At 34.1% G+C, this 14,649-nt stretch carries 12 protein-coding genes and 1 tRNA gene; 3 read left to right on the top strand and 10 right to left on the bottom strand.

What is annotated here, in order from left to right; translation table 11 throughout:
- The 6 genes from MTX13_RS11870 to MTX13_RS11850 form a co-directional block, all read right to left on the bottom strand.
- Positions 1-1,770, bottom strand: a complete 1,770-nt coding sequence (locus MTX13_RS11870; RefSeq protein WP_250435583.1) for a tetratricopeptide repeat protein — start codon at positions 1,768-1,770, stop codon at positions 1-3.
- Between the two features lie 164 nt (positions 1,771-1,934).
- Positions 1,935-2,066 carry a hypothetical protein gene (locus MTX13_RS14410; RefSeq protein WP_262920484.1) on the bottom strand — a complete coding sequence of 44 codons (132 nt, stop codon included), beginning with the start codon at positions 2,064-2,066 and terminating at the stop codon, positions 1,935-1,937.
- 156 nt (positions 2,067-2,222) lie between these two features.
- Positions 2,223-3,494: a serine--tRNA ligase gene (gene serS, locus MTX13_RS11865; RefSeq protein WP_250435581.1), complete on the bottom strand. Its 1,272-nt coding sequence runs from the start codon at positions 3,492-3,494 to the stop codon at positions 2,223-2,225.
- Positions 3,495-3,539: 45 nt separating this feature from the next.
- Positions 3,540-4,856, bottom strand: coding sequence for an HTTM domain-containing protein (locus MTX13_RS11860; protein ID WP_250435579.1), 1,317 nt, complete (start codon positions 4,854-4,856; stop codon positions 3,540-3,542).
- A complete protein-coding gene (locus tag MTX13_RS11855) occupies positions 4,834-5,784 on the bottom strand; it encodes a bifunctional riboflavin kinase/FAD synthetase (RefSeq protein WP_250435577.1) in 951 nt (316 codons plus the stop codon). Before MTX13_RS11855 ends, MTX13_RS11860 begins: the two co-directional genes overlap by 23 nt.
- Before the next feature lie 82 nt (positions 5,785-5,866).
- Positions 5,867-7,789 (bottom strand): M43 family zinc metalloprotease, encoded by a 1,923-nt coding sequence (locus tag MTX13_RS11850; RefSeq protein WP_250435574.1) that lies wholly within the window; start codon positions 7,787-7,789, stop codon positions 5,867-5,869.
- 195 nt (positions 7,790-7,984) lie between these two features.
- Here MTX13_RS11850 and MTX13_RS11845 point away from each other — a divergent pair, with 195 nt between their 5' ends.
- Positions 7,985-10,744 carry a T9SS type A sorting domain-containing protein gene (locus MTX13_RS11845; RefSeq protein WP_250435558.1) on the top strand — a complete coding sequence of 920 codons (2,760 nt, stop codon included), beginning with the start codon at positions 7,985-7,987 and terminating at the stop codon, positions 10,742-10,744.
- Positions 10,745-10,791: 47 nt separating this feature from the next.
- Here the strand turns inward: MTX13_RS11845 and pth are convergent, their stop codons facing one another.
- The 3 genes from pth to MTX13_RS11830 all read right to left on the bottom strand — a co-directional run bounded on the left by pth (position 10,792) and on the right by MTX13_RS11830 (position 13,138).
- A complete protein-coding gene (gene pth / locus MTX13_RS11840) occupies positions 10,792-11,358 on the bottom strand; it encodes an aminoacyl-tRNA hydrolase (RefSeq protein ID WP_394801249.1) in 567 nt (188 codons plus the stop codon).
- Positions 11,359-11,504: 146 nt separating this feature from the next.
- A complete protein-coding gene (locus MTX13_RS11835) occupies positions 11,505-12,173 on the bottom strand; it encodes a 50S ribosomal protein L25/general stress protein Ctc (RefSeq protein ID WP_250435539.1) in 669 nt (222 codons plus the stop codon).
- 23 nt (positions 12,174-12,196) lie between these two features.
- Positions 12,197-13,138: a ribose-phosphate pyrophosphokinase gene (locus MTX13_RS11830; RefSeq protein ID WP_250435537.1), complete on the bottom strand. Its 942-nt coding sequence runs from the start codon at positions 13,136-13,138 to the stop codon at positions 12,197-12,199.
- 144 nt (positions 13,139-13,282) lie between these two features.
- On the opposite strand from MTX13_RS11830, the gene MTX13_RS11825 reads away from it, so the two are divergent.
- Positions 13,283-13,364 (top strand) — tRNA-Leu (locus tag MTX13_RS11825).
- Between the two features lie 37 nt (positions 13,365-13,401).
- Here MTX13_RS11825 and MTX13_RS11820 read toward each other — a convergent pair.
- Positions 13,402-13,947, bottom strand: coding sequence for a hypothetical protein (locus tag MTX13_RS11820; RefSeq protein WP_250435535.1), 546 nt, complete (start codon positions 13,945-13,947; stop codon positions 13,402-13,404).
- Between the two features lie 109 nt (positions 13,948-14,056).
- Here MTX13_RS11820 and MTX13_RS11815 point away from each other — a divergent pair, with 109 nt between their 5' ends.
- On the top strand, positions 14,057-14,647 hold the full coding sequence (locus MTX13_RS11815; protein ID WP_250435533.1) for a HupE/UreJ family protein: 591 nt from the start codon (positions 14,057-14,059) through the stop codon (positions 14,645-14,647).
- Positions 14,648-14,649 lie beyond the last annotated feature (2 nt).

The following is a 14,649-nucleotide window of genomic DNA, read 5'->3' as shown; positions in this document are numbered from 1 at the left end:
TTAATTTATAGCATCACCGCGTAGTAATCGATAACGCTTTCTAGCTTCAACAAAGTAAATACTATCTTCATGATTAAACAGTATTTTTTCGTAGTAGGTTTTAGCTTGTTGAGGTTGATCTAATTTGTATTGATAAATTTCAGCTAAAGCAAAATAGGCATCGTCAGCTAAAATATCATCTTTAAAATTTGTAATAATAAGATTGTAATTTTCTTCAGCTTTTTCATAAAGCTGTTTGGTTTCATATAATTTACCCTGTTTAAATAAGGCCTGATCTTCAATTGACTCACCTTTGTGGTTTGCCAAAATATCATTTAAAATCACAATGGCCTCATCTGTTTTATTCTGAAAAGCCAACAAATCTGCTTTGGCATATAATTTTAGAGCAGTTTGGGTTGAGTCTTCATATTTGTTGTCGCGAATAAGTAACATAAGATCCAAAGCATCATTGGCTATAAGCTGTGAAGTAGATGATTTTAACACCTTGAGTTGAGACTCGGCCCAATCAAAATCACCTTTAAAAAAACTTGTTCTGGCAACTTTATATCTAGCTTCCTGCGATATAGTACTGTTCTTCAAATTACGTTGAATTTGAGTGTAATTAATTAATGCTTCATTAAACTTTTCTTGCGAAACCAATATATCTCCAAGTTCTAATTTAACCTCTCCCATTTGGAGGGTTGATAGTGGTAAGTCCAAGCTTTCTTTTAAAATTTTGATACCTCTGTCAGAATCATTTTTGTAAAATGCTAAAAAGTGGGCATAGGATATTTGGAGGTTTATGGTTTGGGTTTGCTTGCCATATAAATTGAACAGATTGGTGTATTTGTCTTCAATTACTTTAATATCCGATTGTGTTTTAAGATCTATTTGCAATAAGTTATAGTAAGCATCAATTTTTGTGTCAATATCTTGAGCAGTTTCTGATAAATAGGTGAAAATTTCTGTAGCAATTTCATAATCTTCGTCGTTAGTTGCAATAAACGCCAATTCGTAGATGCGGTCTAAACTTTCAGGTTGTCGTTTAAAAATTGCTTTTTCCTGTAAGAAAGCTTTTTTATATTCTTTTTGCTGAACAAACAACCAACTTAATAGCTCATTCCACATGATGTCAGGATTCTGTTGAATTTTTTTCAATAGAATTTTTTTGAGCATTTGGTTGTATTCGCTATCACTATCTTCAGATATAAACTCATTAAAAGCTCTCTTTATGGTATTAATGTACGTTTCGTTGTGTCCAACAAAGTTTAAATAGCTTTCAAACATTTTTTCAACATTGCCCTGTTCTCCATAAATTCGGGCAAGGTGTGAATTGAAATTTAGGCTAGGCTTTAACAGCATAGCTTTTTCGTACGTGATAACTGCTTGGTCTAAAAGTGAACGGTCTTCAAAATATTTACCAATAGTAAAAGCGTAATTAACGTTATCATCAATATACGATATAGCTTTGTTGTAATTAGAATTGGCTTGGTCTACTTCACCTTTTAAATAATAATTGTAGCCTAGTTCTACATATAAAGCGGGATATACTATACGGTCTATTTGATTCAATAATAATGTTTCGGCTTCATTAAACTGTTCCAGTTGTTGATGTGTTTTAACCAACCCTACTAAATAAGTGTTGTTGTTTGGGGTTTTATTATAAATAGATTGATAGTATGTCAATGCTTTTTCGAACTCTCCATTTTTAAAATATTCTTTAGCAAGAATGTCATCTTGAGATAGACTCAAAAAGGGGATTAGAAAAAAGGCTAAAACTAAAAGGCGCATAACAGACATTTGTGTAAATATAGCAAATGTAACTTGTAGTATTTGTGAATGTTTTTATAAAAAAAATGCCTGATTTAACATCAGGCATTTACCAACCAAAATAATAGTGCTATTAACCATTGTTACTTTAACATGATTCAATTACTCGATTGGGGCATTTAAGTTTATTCTGCCGAAGTTAAAGCAGCAGTATGTTTTGTTGTTTGTTCTGGTGTGAATTCAAAGTCTGTTAGTAGTACTTTGTTGGCTAAAAAAGCCAATGCTATTAAAAGAAAAACTCGTAATAAATTTTTCATGGTTAGTAGGTTTTGGTTTTTGGGACTACTAACTTCAAACTATTTTTTAAAAAAACAAAAAAAATCACTGTTTTTTCGTTAAACGGCATGCGTTATTTGTATTTAATCGATAAAAGCAAATAAAATTGAATCGAAAAGTAAGAAAAAACCTAACAGCTAATTGATTATTGAAAAGCCTGTGTAAGGGATTAAAACTTCTGGAATTTTAATACCATCAGGAGTTTGGTAATTTTCAATAATACCTGCCAATACTCTTGGTAACGCCAAAGAACTACCATTTAAAGTGTGTGCCAATTCTTTTTTTCCTTCAGAATTTTTAAAGCGTAATTTTAATCGGTTAGCCTGATAGGTTTCAAAATTTGAAACAGAAGAGATCTCTAGCCAACGGTCTTGAGCAGTAGAGAACACCTCAAAATCGTAAGTTAAAGCCGATGTAAATCCTAAATCGCCTCCACACAATCTAAGAATTCTATAAGGTAATTGTAATTCTTGTAGAATGGTTTTAACATGTTCCACCATATTGTCTAGAGCCTCATAAGATTTTTCGGGATGCTCAACACGTAAAATCTCAACTTTATCAAATTGGTGTAAGCGATTTAAGCCACGAACATGTGCGCCATAACTACCTGCTTCACGACGGAAACATGGTGTGTAACCTGTAATGCCAATTGGCAACTCGTTTTCGTTTAAAATAACATCTCTAAATATGTTGGTTCCAGGAACTTCAGCAGTCGGGATAAGATATAGATTGTCTTCAGAAACGTGATACATTTGCCCTTCCTTATCTGGTAACTGACCTGTTCCAAAACCAGAAGCTTCATTTACCAAATGTGGTAATTGATATTCTGTGTAACCAGCTGCTGTATTCTTATCTAGAAAATAAGCAATTAAAGCCCGCTGTAATCTGGCACCTTTGCCCTTGTAAACTGGAAATCCAGCTCCCGTAATTTTGTTGCCTAATTCAAAATCTATAATGTCGTACTTTTTAGCCAATTCCCAATGAGGAAGTGCGTCATTATGTAATTGCGGGATAGTCCCTTCTTGAAAAACCGTTTCATTATCATCTTCAGAATTTCCATTAGGAACTAATTCATTGGGAACATTTGGTATTGTGTATAACAACTGATTTAATGTATTGGCCGTATCATTAAGTTTATCACTTAATTCTTTAGAGCTGTTTTTTAAATTGGTAGTTTTTTCTTTTAAAGCATTTGCTTTTTCAACCTCTCCAGTTTTAAACAACATGCCTATTTCTTTTGAAATAGAATTAGATTCGGCTAAAATAGAATCTAATTGAGTTTGAATACCTCTTCGCTCTTCATCTAATGCTAAAACCTCCTCAATTATTTGAGTAGCTTCAATATTTCGTTTTGCTAAACGCGCGATAACTAACGTTTTATTTTCTCTAATAAAAGGTACTTGTAACATGTGCTTTAAAATTTAAGGCACAAATTTAAGGAATTACAAACAGATTTATTCTTGTTTTAAAGGTAAAATCCAAGGGCTATGCTTAAAAGCAGACCATTCTATTGCAGCAAGGTCTGTTTCAGGATTTATTAGGGTTTTATGCGGTTTACCATTTAAACTTGTTCTGCAATCAACAAAAACTGAAATGTCCTTACCTTTTTTAGCGTAATCTTGTTTTAGGCGTTGTGCAAATTGCCAGATAAAATCTGGCTTTGTAGCTACATGGCGCTGTTGTTTTTTGGTTAGATAATCGTTTAAATTAATGGTTGTCTTTTCGTTGGTGTCTTTATCAACAACTTGATAAATGGCAAATCCGTATTTAGAACGTAACATCATACGCCAGGACATACGATGCCCTTCTTCTGTCCAAAATACATTGCCTTCAATAAAATGATGACGTATTGGTAAAAGAATTTGAATTATAAAATAAACTGAAAACACCAATAACATAGGTTTTTTATATGATGGAATTTCTATGTCATTGCCTTCATAATAAGGTTTGCTTTTTAAGAATATCCTTTGAATTGTTTTAGCCTCAAAGAAAAATAAAGTAAATGCTAAAGATAGATATGGAAAAATACCAACTTGAAATACAATGGAATTAAATAAATGAAAAAATATTGATGCAAAAAAAGCCAACTTTCTTGTTGGTTTAAACAATAGGAGTGGAATAATGAGGCCATCAAATAAAATACCACCATAAGCTAAAAAATAGTGTAGCCAGTTTTGTTGCAAAAAGTCTCCAATTAAAACATAATGTTGTTTGCTTTTCATCAAGATACCAAGCACACTGGCATCTAACCAATCGGGATATATTTTGGCTATTGATCCGTAGGTATAAACAATAAACATTTGTAAAATAAGAATCCATTTACACCAATTTGGCATTGAAATACGTTTAAGCGAGGGATTCTTTTTTACATCTAGAGAGGCATAACGATTAGCCGGTAATATGGCCATTATTGTGCTTAATAAAATTAGCAGATAATAGTGATTATTATACGATGATTTTTGCATGAGGTATGTGCCCAACCACATGGTGGTGAACATAATGGCACCAAACCGATATTTGTAGCCAAGCATGATAAACAAACCAAAAACACCCATAATAATATAATACACATACATACCATATCCTGGTAGTGGTTGTATCCATTCAAAACCAATAAAAGAGAATGTAAAATCAGGATCTACGAGTGTTTTTCTTACCCAACCTGTAAAAATGGCTCCAACCGATTCTAAAAAACAAAGCAATCCGAAAATGATGCGGAACACTATTAAGGGGCTGTTATCAATTTGTTTAAAAAGAAAATTTGTTGCCATCTAGATTTTTTATATAAGCTAATGATGTTATTTTATCTTGTTCCAATTGTTGCGATAGAGTTTCGATTGAATCGAATTTTTTTTCATCACGTATTCTAACAAGTAGCTCAATTTTTAATTCTAAATTATAAATAGAGCGATTAAAATCAAAGAAATGAATTTCAATATTTTGATTTTGGCTAGCATTCACTGTGGGATTTTGACCAATGTTCATCATACCATAAACACGTTTGTTACTTATTGTTGATTGAACAATATAAACACCCTGTTTCGGTATTAGTTTATAAGTTTCTTCAATATATAAATTAGCAGTAGGATAGCCAATATTTTTCCCTAATCCTTTCCCTTTTACAACTATACCATTTAGCATAAAATTATAACCTAAATAACTATTGGCGGTTGCTATATCACCTTCTAATAGAGCCTTACGTATTTTGGTAGAACTGACGGAAACATCATTAACATCTTGTGCACTAATTTCTTCAACTTCAAAATTGTACTGTTCACCAAACGCTTTTAAATCGTCAATATTTGCAGATCGATTTCTACCGAAATGATGGTCATAACCAATAATTACTTTTTTGGCGTTTAGCTGATTTACCAAAAGTTTTTGAACAAAATCTTCTGCAGACCATCTGGAAAAATCTTTGGTAAATTGTTTTAAAAAAAGATAATCAAGGCCCAATGCATCCAGAATGTCTTGGCGTTCTTTTATGGTGTTTATAAGTTTAATATCAGCATCATTTTGCAAAACCATTCTAGGATGTGGAAAAAAGGTTAGTACAACTGACGTTAAACCTTCTTTTTTTGCTGTATCAATAAGGCGTTTTATTATTTTCTGATGACCAATATGAACACCATCAAAGGTGCCAATGGTAACTACAGAATTTTGTAAGGTCTCGCTTTTAGACGATTGTATAATTTTCAAGTTGAGAAACGTGTTTTTACAAAAATAAAAAAGAGGATTGACATAACAGTCAATCCTCTTTTGAAGTTATTAAAGCGTCTAATTACTCCTTAATAAAAGGAAGGGTTAAAGCGCTATTACCTTTTGCAATTTTAATAAAATACATACCATTGCTCATAGCAGAAGTATTAATAGTAAGATCTAAATTGCTATCAATTGTTTTTTCAGTAACTAATTGCCCCAACATGTTATAAATTTTATAACCATTAGGCAAATCATTTGTGTTACTCAACTTAATATTTAGTTCAGAAGTTGTTGGGTTAGGGTAAATACGAATACTATTTAAAGTATACTCATCAACACTTAAAGACTGTACAGCCATATTAGTTGTTTCATCAGATCCAAATTCGCCACCACTAAAAATAACGGTATCATCATCAGTTGTTAGTTCGTAAGATCCATTTCCAAATCCACAGCAAATACCATCGCCATAAGCATCAAATATTACAAATGAGTAGCACTCACCTGGGTCTACATCAAAATCATAGTTAAATGTTGTGTTGTCTTCAGCATTTTGAGCATAAGGACCACCATTGTATAACACATTACCATCTACATCACGGAATTCCCATGATGTTTCTTCACAGTAATTATCTGTAGTTAATTCTAAATGAACTTGAGTAGTGGAAACCATGCTAGGTGAAGGGTTTAATGTAACACAAGCACTTGCGTCATCATTACATGTACGTGCATTCCCTGGGTTAGATATACTAACATTTAATGTGTGGTCTCCAGCTGTAGAAGCAATTGTAGGTAAGTCAACATCAACAGAAGCACCTGCAGCTAATGAACCTGACCAGTTATAATCTGTTGAAGAACCACCATCTACATCATAAGAAATAGTTGCTGATGTCATTGTTGAAGTACCATAATTTGTAATAGTAACCGAAGGTGTAAATTCTGGCCCACAAGTCGATGGGTTGACAGCGGCAACTTGAATAGCACCATCATCAGAAACACCAGGTAATGGGTCTGCACCATCAGATGCTGCTAACGTAGAGCGGTTTGCAAAAGTAGCTAAAACAGCTTGAACTCTATCTTTTTGCCCTTGAGTAAAAGTGTTCATACAGGTATCATCAGTATAATCCATATAGTTTTCAACCATGTCTCTAGAGCCACAAGAAATATTGTTAGGAGGGCATCCAAAGTTTGGTGATTGAACAGCAGGTGTATCATCTACTTCATCACCAGGAGCTGTACATCCACCTTGGAAAGTATGGTATAAGCCTAAATAGTGACCCACTTCGTGCGTCATGGTTCTACCTTTGTCATATGGCGGACTTAACTCAAAAGACCCGTCGTCATAATCTGAACTTCCGAAAAAAGTATGACCAGCACTAACACCATCAGTATTGCCTGGACCACCAGGGAATTGTGCAAATCCAAGTATGCCGGCTAAATCACCAACATATTTAGAAGACCACATATTCATATACTTACTTGGGTCCCAAGATGTTTGTGTTTTCCAGAATTGAACATCAGATTGGTTAGTACCATCCTGACAGATGTTTACACGGTTAATACCATTTGTAGGGCAACCATCTGGAGTACGTTGAGCCATTACAAATTCAACTTCAACATCTACACCACCTTCAGTACTTTCACCAGGAGTGCCCATCATCATTCTAAAGTCCTCATTCATAACAGTAACTTGAGAAAGTACTTGGGCATCAGATATGTTTGGACCAGTACCTACAGGCTCACCATTGTGTAATACGTGAACAACAAGAGGAATAGAAATAACAACCCTACGTTGAGGAGTGTTTTGCATTTCTTGAATTTTAGATTGTAATTGTTGTTTGAATGTTTCACTACCCATCATATCTGGGTTAGTGGCAATTAGTTCGGCATTATAAATGTCGGTAAGACATTTAGTGTTTGCACGTGAATTCTTTTCTTGAGCCATCAAAAAACCTGGCATACATAGTAGTATAAAAAGTATTTTGGACAGAGTAATTTTTTTCATAATAATGTATTTGTGTTCAAAATAAAGAGAGTTTTAAGCTCTAAAAATACAAAAACTAGCTTTAAAAAATAGGTTATTCCTATTTTTTTAACTTAAAAACGTGGGTTTTTTAAAAAAAAGAGAATCAATAGTTAATACATCATTTATTATTTAGTAAATTCAATCCCTTAATTAACTAAATAAAAACTACTTACAATGCAAAAAACTACTAAAGACAGGTGCAATTATTATGGTTTTTGCCTAGCGGCTTTAACCATGTTATTTTTTGTACAAATGGTGGTGGCTCAAAAAGCTATGCCAGAAAGAACTTTTGAAATTTCATTAGAAGCTGATGAAAAAATTGAAACAGAAATTAGAGCAAACGGTCGATTTAATGTCAATACTGGCAAACCAATTGCGCTTTATGGATTGGATTTTAGCGTTCCACAAGGTACGCCAGAATCTATGGCTATGTTTTATATAGAAAACGAAGCTAAAAAATTAGGAATTCCTACTCATGAAATTGCGAATTTAAGATATCATGCTACGCGTTCTACAGATGCAGGCCATGTTGTAAGATACCGTCAATATTCGGGTAATTATCCAGTAAACAGGAATGAGGTTACCATAACTATTTCGCCAGAAAACAAGGTGGTTTATGTAATGAATAGTTATGAAAGTAATATTGATATGGCTAATGTTCAGCCCAGAATATCAGCTAATGATGCCTATTCAGCTGCTATAAATTACTTAAATGTTCAAAGTGATATTAGCTATTCCAATACAAACTTATTGGTTTATAAAAACACTAAAATAAAAAAACTGGCTCATGAAGTTGTTATATCTGCTACCGAACCGTTAGGAGAGTGGCATGTTTTTGTAGATGCTTTAAATGGTGAAATTTTTAAAGTAGTTGATATGAATCATTATTATCATGATTATGATAACAACGATTCGGATAATGTTGAAGTGATTTACCCAATGCCGCGAGAATATTACAGAAGAGTAGATGGTTCTGGTTTTGTATTTGACCCAGACCCATTAACATCAAATGCGGTTGCTTATGGTGGGCAATATGTAGATGGCAACGATGCAACTAATGCAGCCTTAGATGCTGCTCGATTTAATGTAACTTTAAGAGATATTACTCAAAACGGAAGTACATATTCTTTAGTTGGGCCTCGTGCAGAAATTATAGATTTTGATTCGCCGAGCACAGGCTTATTTACTCAAAGTTCATCTGTGTTTGAATTTAATAGACAAGATCAAGGTTTTGAACCTGTTAATGTATATTATCATATAGATTATTTAATGGGATACATTAATGATGATTTAGGTTGTAATGTATTGCCGTATCAATATAATGGAGGCGTACAATATGATCCGCATGGAGCAGGAGGTGCAGATAATTCGTATTATACTGGAGGAGCAGGGCGATTAGCATTTGGAGAAGGTTGCGTTGACGATGCTGAAGATTCTGATGTTATACATCATGAATTAGGTCATGGATTACATGACTGGGTAACTTCTGGAGGCCTATCACAAGTAGATGGCTTAAGTGAAGGTTGTGGTGATTATGTTGCACAATCTTACAATAGAGGTGTAAATATTGCTAATGGATATTGGACTTCTGCTGACCCAGCTTGGAACTATGTGTTTAATTGGGATGGACATAACACATGTTGGCCAGGAAGGACAACAGGGTATGGAGCGGTATATCCTGGCGGACTAGTAGGTCAAATTCATACCGACGGTCAAATTTGGGCTAGTTGTTTAATGACGGTTTGGGACGAAATAGGTCAAGAAAGAATGGACAAGATCTTTTACGAAGGATTAGGAATGACCAATGGCTCTACGAATCAAAACGATGCTGCAAACGCGGTTTATCAGGCCGCTTTAAATTTAAGTTATACAGATGTTGAAATTCAAGCAATCCATTCAGGATTGACGGCTTGTGGATATACATTACCACCTTTAGATGGCCCACCAATTATAGCTTTTAGTGCCGATATGGAGATACTTTGTTTAGATTCTGGGAACACAGTGAGCTTTACTGATGAGTCTGCTCCTGCTGGGACGTCTTGGTTATGGACCTTTGAAGGCGGTACGCCTGGAACATCAACAGACCAAAACCCTGTTGTAACCTATGCTACTGAAGGGGTTTACGATGTAACTTTAGAGGCAACTAATTCTCATGGCACAAGTTCTTTAACTCTTACAGATTATATTACAGTTGTATCTGGCGATGCCTGCCCTTCTTGTATATCATATGATTCTGCTCCTAATTTAGGACTTTCTATTCCCGATGGTGTAGGGTCTAATTCTCCAGGTTCACCACTAACACACACCATAACTGTTCCAATGGGTGATGATACTGTTATTGATTTTGTTACGGTAAATACAGACATAGCACATACATATATTAATGATTTAGAGATTACAATTACCCATCCAGATGGTACCACAGCAGTAGTTGTTTGGGATAGAAATTGTGCCAATGAAAATAATATAGATGTAACATTTGAAGATGGTGCAGATGCTATTGCATGTGCAGAGCCTACAGTAGGAACTTATAACCCAGCCAATCCACTTTCTGCCTTTTCTGGTTTAAATAGTGCCGGAGATTGGACTATTTCTATACGTGATTTTTGGAGTGCAGATTTAGGCACTTTAAATGATTGGTCAATTTATATTTGTGGTGAAGCAGGTCTATCTGTAGATGAATTTGCTGTAGATGGATTTGCATTGTATCCTAACCCAAATAATGGACAGTTTACAATTAGTCTTAATTCTTCTAATCCAGAGATTAATCTATCGGTTTATGATATTCAAGGACGTTCTGTGCTTAACAATTCATTTCAAAATACAGGTGCATTTAATCAAGTTATTAATTTAGAAAATGCTCAATCTGGTATGTATTTGGTTAAAGTAACAGATGGTGATAAGCAAACTATTAAAAAGATTTTAATAGAATAATGCTATTATTATTTCATAATAAAAAGGGAAGCTTGTAAGCTTCCCTTTTATTTTCCATTAAAAGTATTCATGGTATTGTTGACACCTGCAGTACCAAATGATTTTATGAGTTCAACAGATTTTTCTAATCGTTCAGGGAGTTTTAAAGATTCGTCATCATTCCATTCTCCTAAAACATAATCTACCTGTCTACCTTTACTAAACTCATCGCTAATACCAAATCGAAAGCGGTTATATGTTGTGGTTTGTAATTTGTCCTGAATATCTTTAAGACCATTATGACCACCATCACTCCCTTTTGTTTTTAAGCGAATACTTCCAAAAGGGAGATTTAAATCATCGGTAATAACCAAAAGATTCTCTAAAGGAATTTTTTCTTTTGTTAGCCAGTACTGAACAGCTTTACCACTCAAATTCATATATGTACTTGGCTTTAATAAAATAAATGTTCTTCCTTTAAATTTATAGGTAGTTATATCGCCTAGTTTTTGTGTTTCAAATTTTAAATCTTCTTTTTCGGCTAAAAAGTCTAATATGCTAAAACCTATATTGTGTCTGGTGTTGGCATATTTCTCTCCTATGTTGCCCAAACCAACTATTAAGAATTTTTTCATAACATCGTTTTCTTGATAAACTTGAATACTTTTTTTCTTTTTAAATACATTACAAATGAAACGAAACATAAAAGGAGTTTATGTAAAAATAAAAAAAGCATCCTGATATTTCAGAATGCTTTTTATAGGTTTCAAAAAATTGAAATTTATTCTTGAGCTTCACTTGCTTCAGCCGCTGGTGCCTCTGCACCTTCAGCAGTTGCTTCAGCTCCTTCTGCACCTTCTTCTGTTTCATCTTCATCATCTTCAAGCGATGCCAATGCCATAGCAGCTCTAGCACGCTTAATTTGACAAACAACAGTGTTTTCAGTATGCATGATTTTATAAAGATCGTTTTCTAAAGCAGTAACGTATAATTTATTACCAATTTTCATAGGAGTAATATCTACTTCAATAAAATCTGGTAAGTTTTTAGGTAAAGCTTTAACACGTAATCTACGTGAGTTTTTACGTAAAACACCACCTGCTTTAACACCTTTAGAATTTCCTACAAAGTGCACAGGAACTTCCATTGTAATAGGCTTACCTTCATGTAATTGATAGAAATCTATGTGTAAGATTCTATCTGTTACTGGATGAAATTGAATGTCCTGCATGATAGCGTTATAGCTTTCACCATTGTCCATAGTAATCACAACTGTATGCGCGTTAGGCGTATAAACCAGTTTTGAAAATGCAATTTCATCTGCAGAAAAATGCACTGGTTTGTCACCTCCGTATAATACGCAAGGTACCTGTCCAGCATTACGTAAGGCTTTTGTTGACTTTTTGCCCACGCTTTCTCTTTGAGATCCGTTAATTGTAATTGACTTCATTTTAATTTATATTAATTATTAATTTACATGATAAATTTAGAACTAATTGATTCGTTGTGATGTACATTATGCATCACTTCGGCAAATAGATCTGCGCAGCTTAATACTCGTATTTTGCTGCTTTCTTGTTTTAAAGGAATTGAATCGGTTACAATTAACTCCTCTAGTTTTGAATTTTCTAGACGCTCATAAGCGTTACCAGATAAAATAGGGTGTGTACAAATAGCACGAACACTCAAAGCACCACGCTCCATCATTAAATCGGCAGCTTTGGTTAGGGTTCCTGCAGTATCCACCATATCGTCAACCAAAACAACATTTTTTCCAGTTACATCGCCAATTAATTCCATATGCGAAATAACATTGGCTTTGGCACGTTGCTTATAACAAATAACCACATCACTTTCTAGTGCTTTAGAATATGCATAGGCTCTTTTAGAACCACCCATATCTGGCGATGCTATGGTTAAATTGTCTAGGTTTAAACTTTTTAGGTATGGTAAAAATATAGTTGATGCAAATAAATGGTCAACAGGTTTTTCAAAGAATCCTTGAATTTGATCAGCATGCAAATCCATGGTGATAATTCGGGTTGCACCAGCTGCTTCAAGCATTTTAGCTACCAATTTAGCAGCAATAGGAACTCTAGGTTTGTCTTTTCTATCTTGTCTTGCCCAACCGAAGTATGGTAAAACAGCTGTAATATGCCTGGCAGATGCACGCTTTGCAGCATCAATCATTAATAGCATTTCCATTAAATTTTCTGGGCCAGGATGTGTAGAGCCTACAATAAAAATTCGAGTGCCACGAATAGATTCTTCGTACGATGGTTGAAACTCGCCATCACTATAGGTTGATGTGATTACATTGCCCATACTAATACCATAAGCATCAGCAATTTTTTGTGCTAATACTTTACTTTGTGTACAAGTAAAAATTTTGGCTTCTGTGGCGAAATTTGACATCGATAATCTTTTGTTTTAAAGCGAATTATAGCGCTTTTTGTAAATGAGGTGCAAATTTATGAATTTATTTCAACTGCAAAAGCATAAAAGCGACTATTTTTAATTGTTAGTCCTAATTTATTTTATAATTTTGCAATCTCAATTGCTCAAGTGGCGGAATTGGTAGACGCGCCGGATTCAAAATCCGGTTCTTTCGGGAGTGTGGGTTCGATTCCCACCTTGAGTACAAAAGGCTTTGCAATTAATGTAAAGTCTTTTTTTGTTTAAAAAAGTTTAGCAATTCCTATTCCAATGTTTAGACCATCATATGCATCTATTACGATATCATAATCAAGAGACAAAAGAACCTCTAGATTGTGTTTAATTATCTCTATGCCGTATTCAGCTCCAATCCTTGCAACTCCAAAGCTTTCGTTTTTATCAAACTCTAAGCCCCCACCGAGTTCAACACCAAAGCCATCAAATATTTTACATGTACCAACTATGAGCGAAGTAATAGGTGTATTTCGTTCGAGAATTTCATCGCCTGAAGTTTTTTCAACTACAAAATTTTCAATTATAATATCGCTATGTATGCCTATAGCCCATTTTTCGTTAAAGGCATAATTGTAGTTTATGGCCCACGATGGTTCAGATTCTATTTTTCTTTTGCCGTTTTCAAAACCTTGAAAAATAGTCGTATGCCCTATTAAAATTGAAATAGAATGACGATGAAATTCTTCAGGATTACTTTTCTCTTCTTGCGAAAAGCCTAAGAAGCTTGCAAACAGAAAAGATAATATTAGATTTTTTTTAATATTGTTTATCATCAACCAATGAGGATTAAAAAACTTTAACAAGATATCCAAAACCCACAAAACCCACAAACTATTAGTTTTTAATTGTATATTTGGGCGCACCCTAAAAACTACATAAACTATGCTCGAAGATTTTTGGTTCAATGTGGAGTATGGTATTAACCATGTATTGGATATTAATGGTTATGACCATGTTTTATTTCTTATTGTATTAACTGTTCCTTATTTATTTAAAGATTGGAAACGGGTTCTATTGTTAGTTTCTGTATTTACGCTAGGTCATACGCTATCATTAATTTTAGCGGCCTATGGCGTGGTTAGCGTAAATGGTCAACTGGTTGAGTTTTTAATACCAATTACCATTATGCTAGTAGCTTTGTTTAACGTGTTCACTGCAGGAAAAGGAGCCCAAAAAGAGCGAGTAGGTGTATTATTTTTCTCTACGCTGTTTTTTGGATTGGTCCATGGGTTAGGTTTTGCAAGAGAATTTCGAATTTTAGTAGGTAAGTCTGATAACAAATTAGTCACACTTCTTGAGTTTGCACTAGGTATTGAAATTGCTCAAATTATTATTGTATTTGTTGTACTTTTTCTGGGTTATATTATGCAAACGGTCTTCCGTTTTTCAAAGCGCGATTGGATTATGGTTATTTCTGCTATTGTGGTAGGATTGGTCATACCCATGATTTTAGGTAGTGATTTTTTATCTTGATT

The sequence above is a fragment of the Hanstruepera flava genome, assembly GCF_023634025.1.
Taxonomy (GTDB): domain Bacteria; phylum Bacteroidota; class Bacteroidia; order Flavobacteriales; family Flavobacteriaceae; genus Hanstruepera; species Hanstruepera flava.
Note: the sequence above shows the minus strand (reverse complement) of the source record. Positions and strands in the feature narration are given on the sequence as shown.

What these genes read in the sequence shown, in the direction of transcription:
- MTX13_RS11870 (WP_250435583.1), bottom strand. Translation starts at nt 1,770, where the DNA reads ATGCGCCTTTTAGTTTTAGCCTTTTTTCTAATCCCCTTTTTGAGTCTA.
- MTX13_RS14410 (WP_262920484.1), bottom strand. Translation starts at nt 2,066, where the DNA reads ATGAAAAATTTATTACGAGTTTTTCTTTTAATAGCATTGGCTTTTTTA.
- serS (WP_250435581.1), bottom strand. Translation starts at nt 3,494, where the DNA reads ATGTTACAAGTACCTTTTATTAGAGAAAATAAAACGTTAGTTATCGCG.
- MTX13_RS11860 (WP_250435579.1), bottom strand. Translation starts at nt 4,856, where the DNA reads ATGGCAACAAATTTTCTTTTTAAACAAATTGATAACAGCCCCTTAATA.
- MTX13_RS11850 (WP_250435574.1), bottom strand. Translation starts at nt 7,789, where the DNA reads ATGAAAAAAATTACTCTGTCCAAAATACTTTTTATACTACTATGTATG.
- MTX13_RS11845 (WP_250435558.1), top strand. Translation starts at nt 7,985, where the DNA reads ATGCAAAAAACTACTAAAGACAGGTGCAATTATTATGGTTTTTGCCTA.
- pth (WP_394801249.1), bottom strand. Translation starts at nt 11,358, where the DNA reads ATGAAAAAATTCTTAATAGTTGGTTTGGGCAACATAGGAGAGAAATAT.
- MTX13_RS11835 (WP_250435539.1), bottom strand. Translation starts at nt 12,173, where the DNA reads ATGAAGTCAATTACAATTAACGGATCTCAAAGAGAAAGCGTGGGCAAA.
- MTX13_RS11830 (WP_250435537.1), bottom strand. Translation starts at nt 13,138, where the DNA reads ATGTCAAATTTCGCCACAGAAGCCAAAATTTTTACTTGTACACAAAGT.
- MTX13_RS11820 (WP_250435535.1), bottom strand. Translation starts at nt 13,947, where the DNA reads ATGATAAACAATATTAAAAAAAATCTAATATTATCTTTTCTGTTTGCA.
- MTX13_RS11815 (WP_250435533.1), top strand. Translation starts at nt 14,057, where the DNA reads ATGCTCGAAGATTTTTGGTTCAATGTGGAGTATGGTATTAACCATGTA.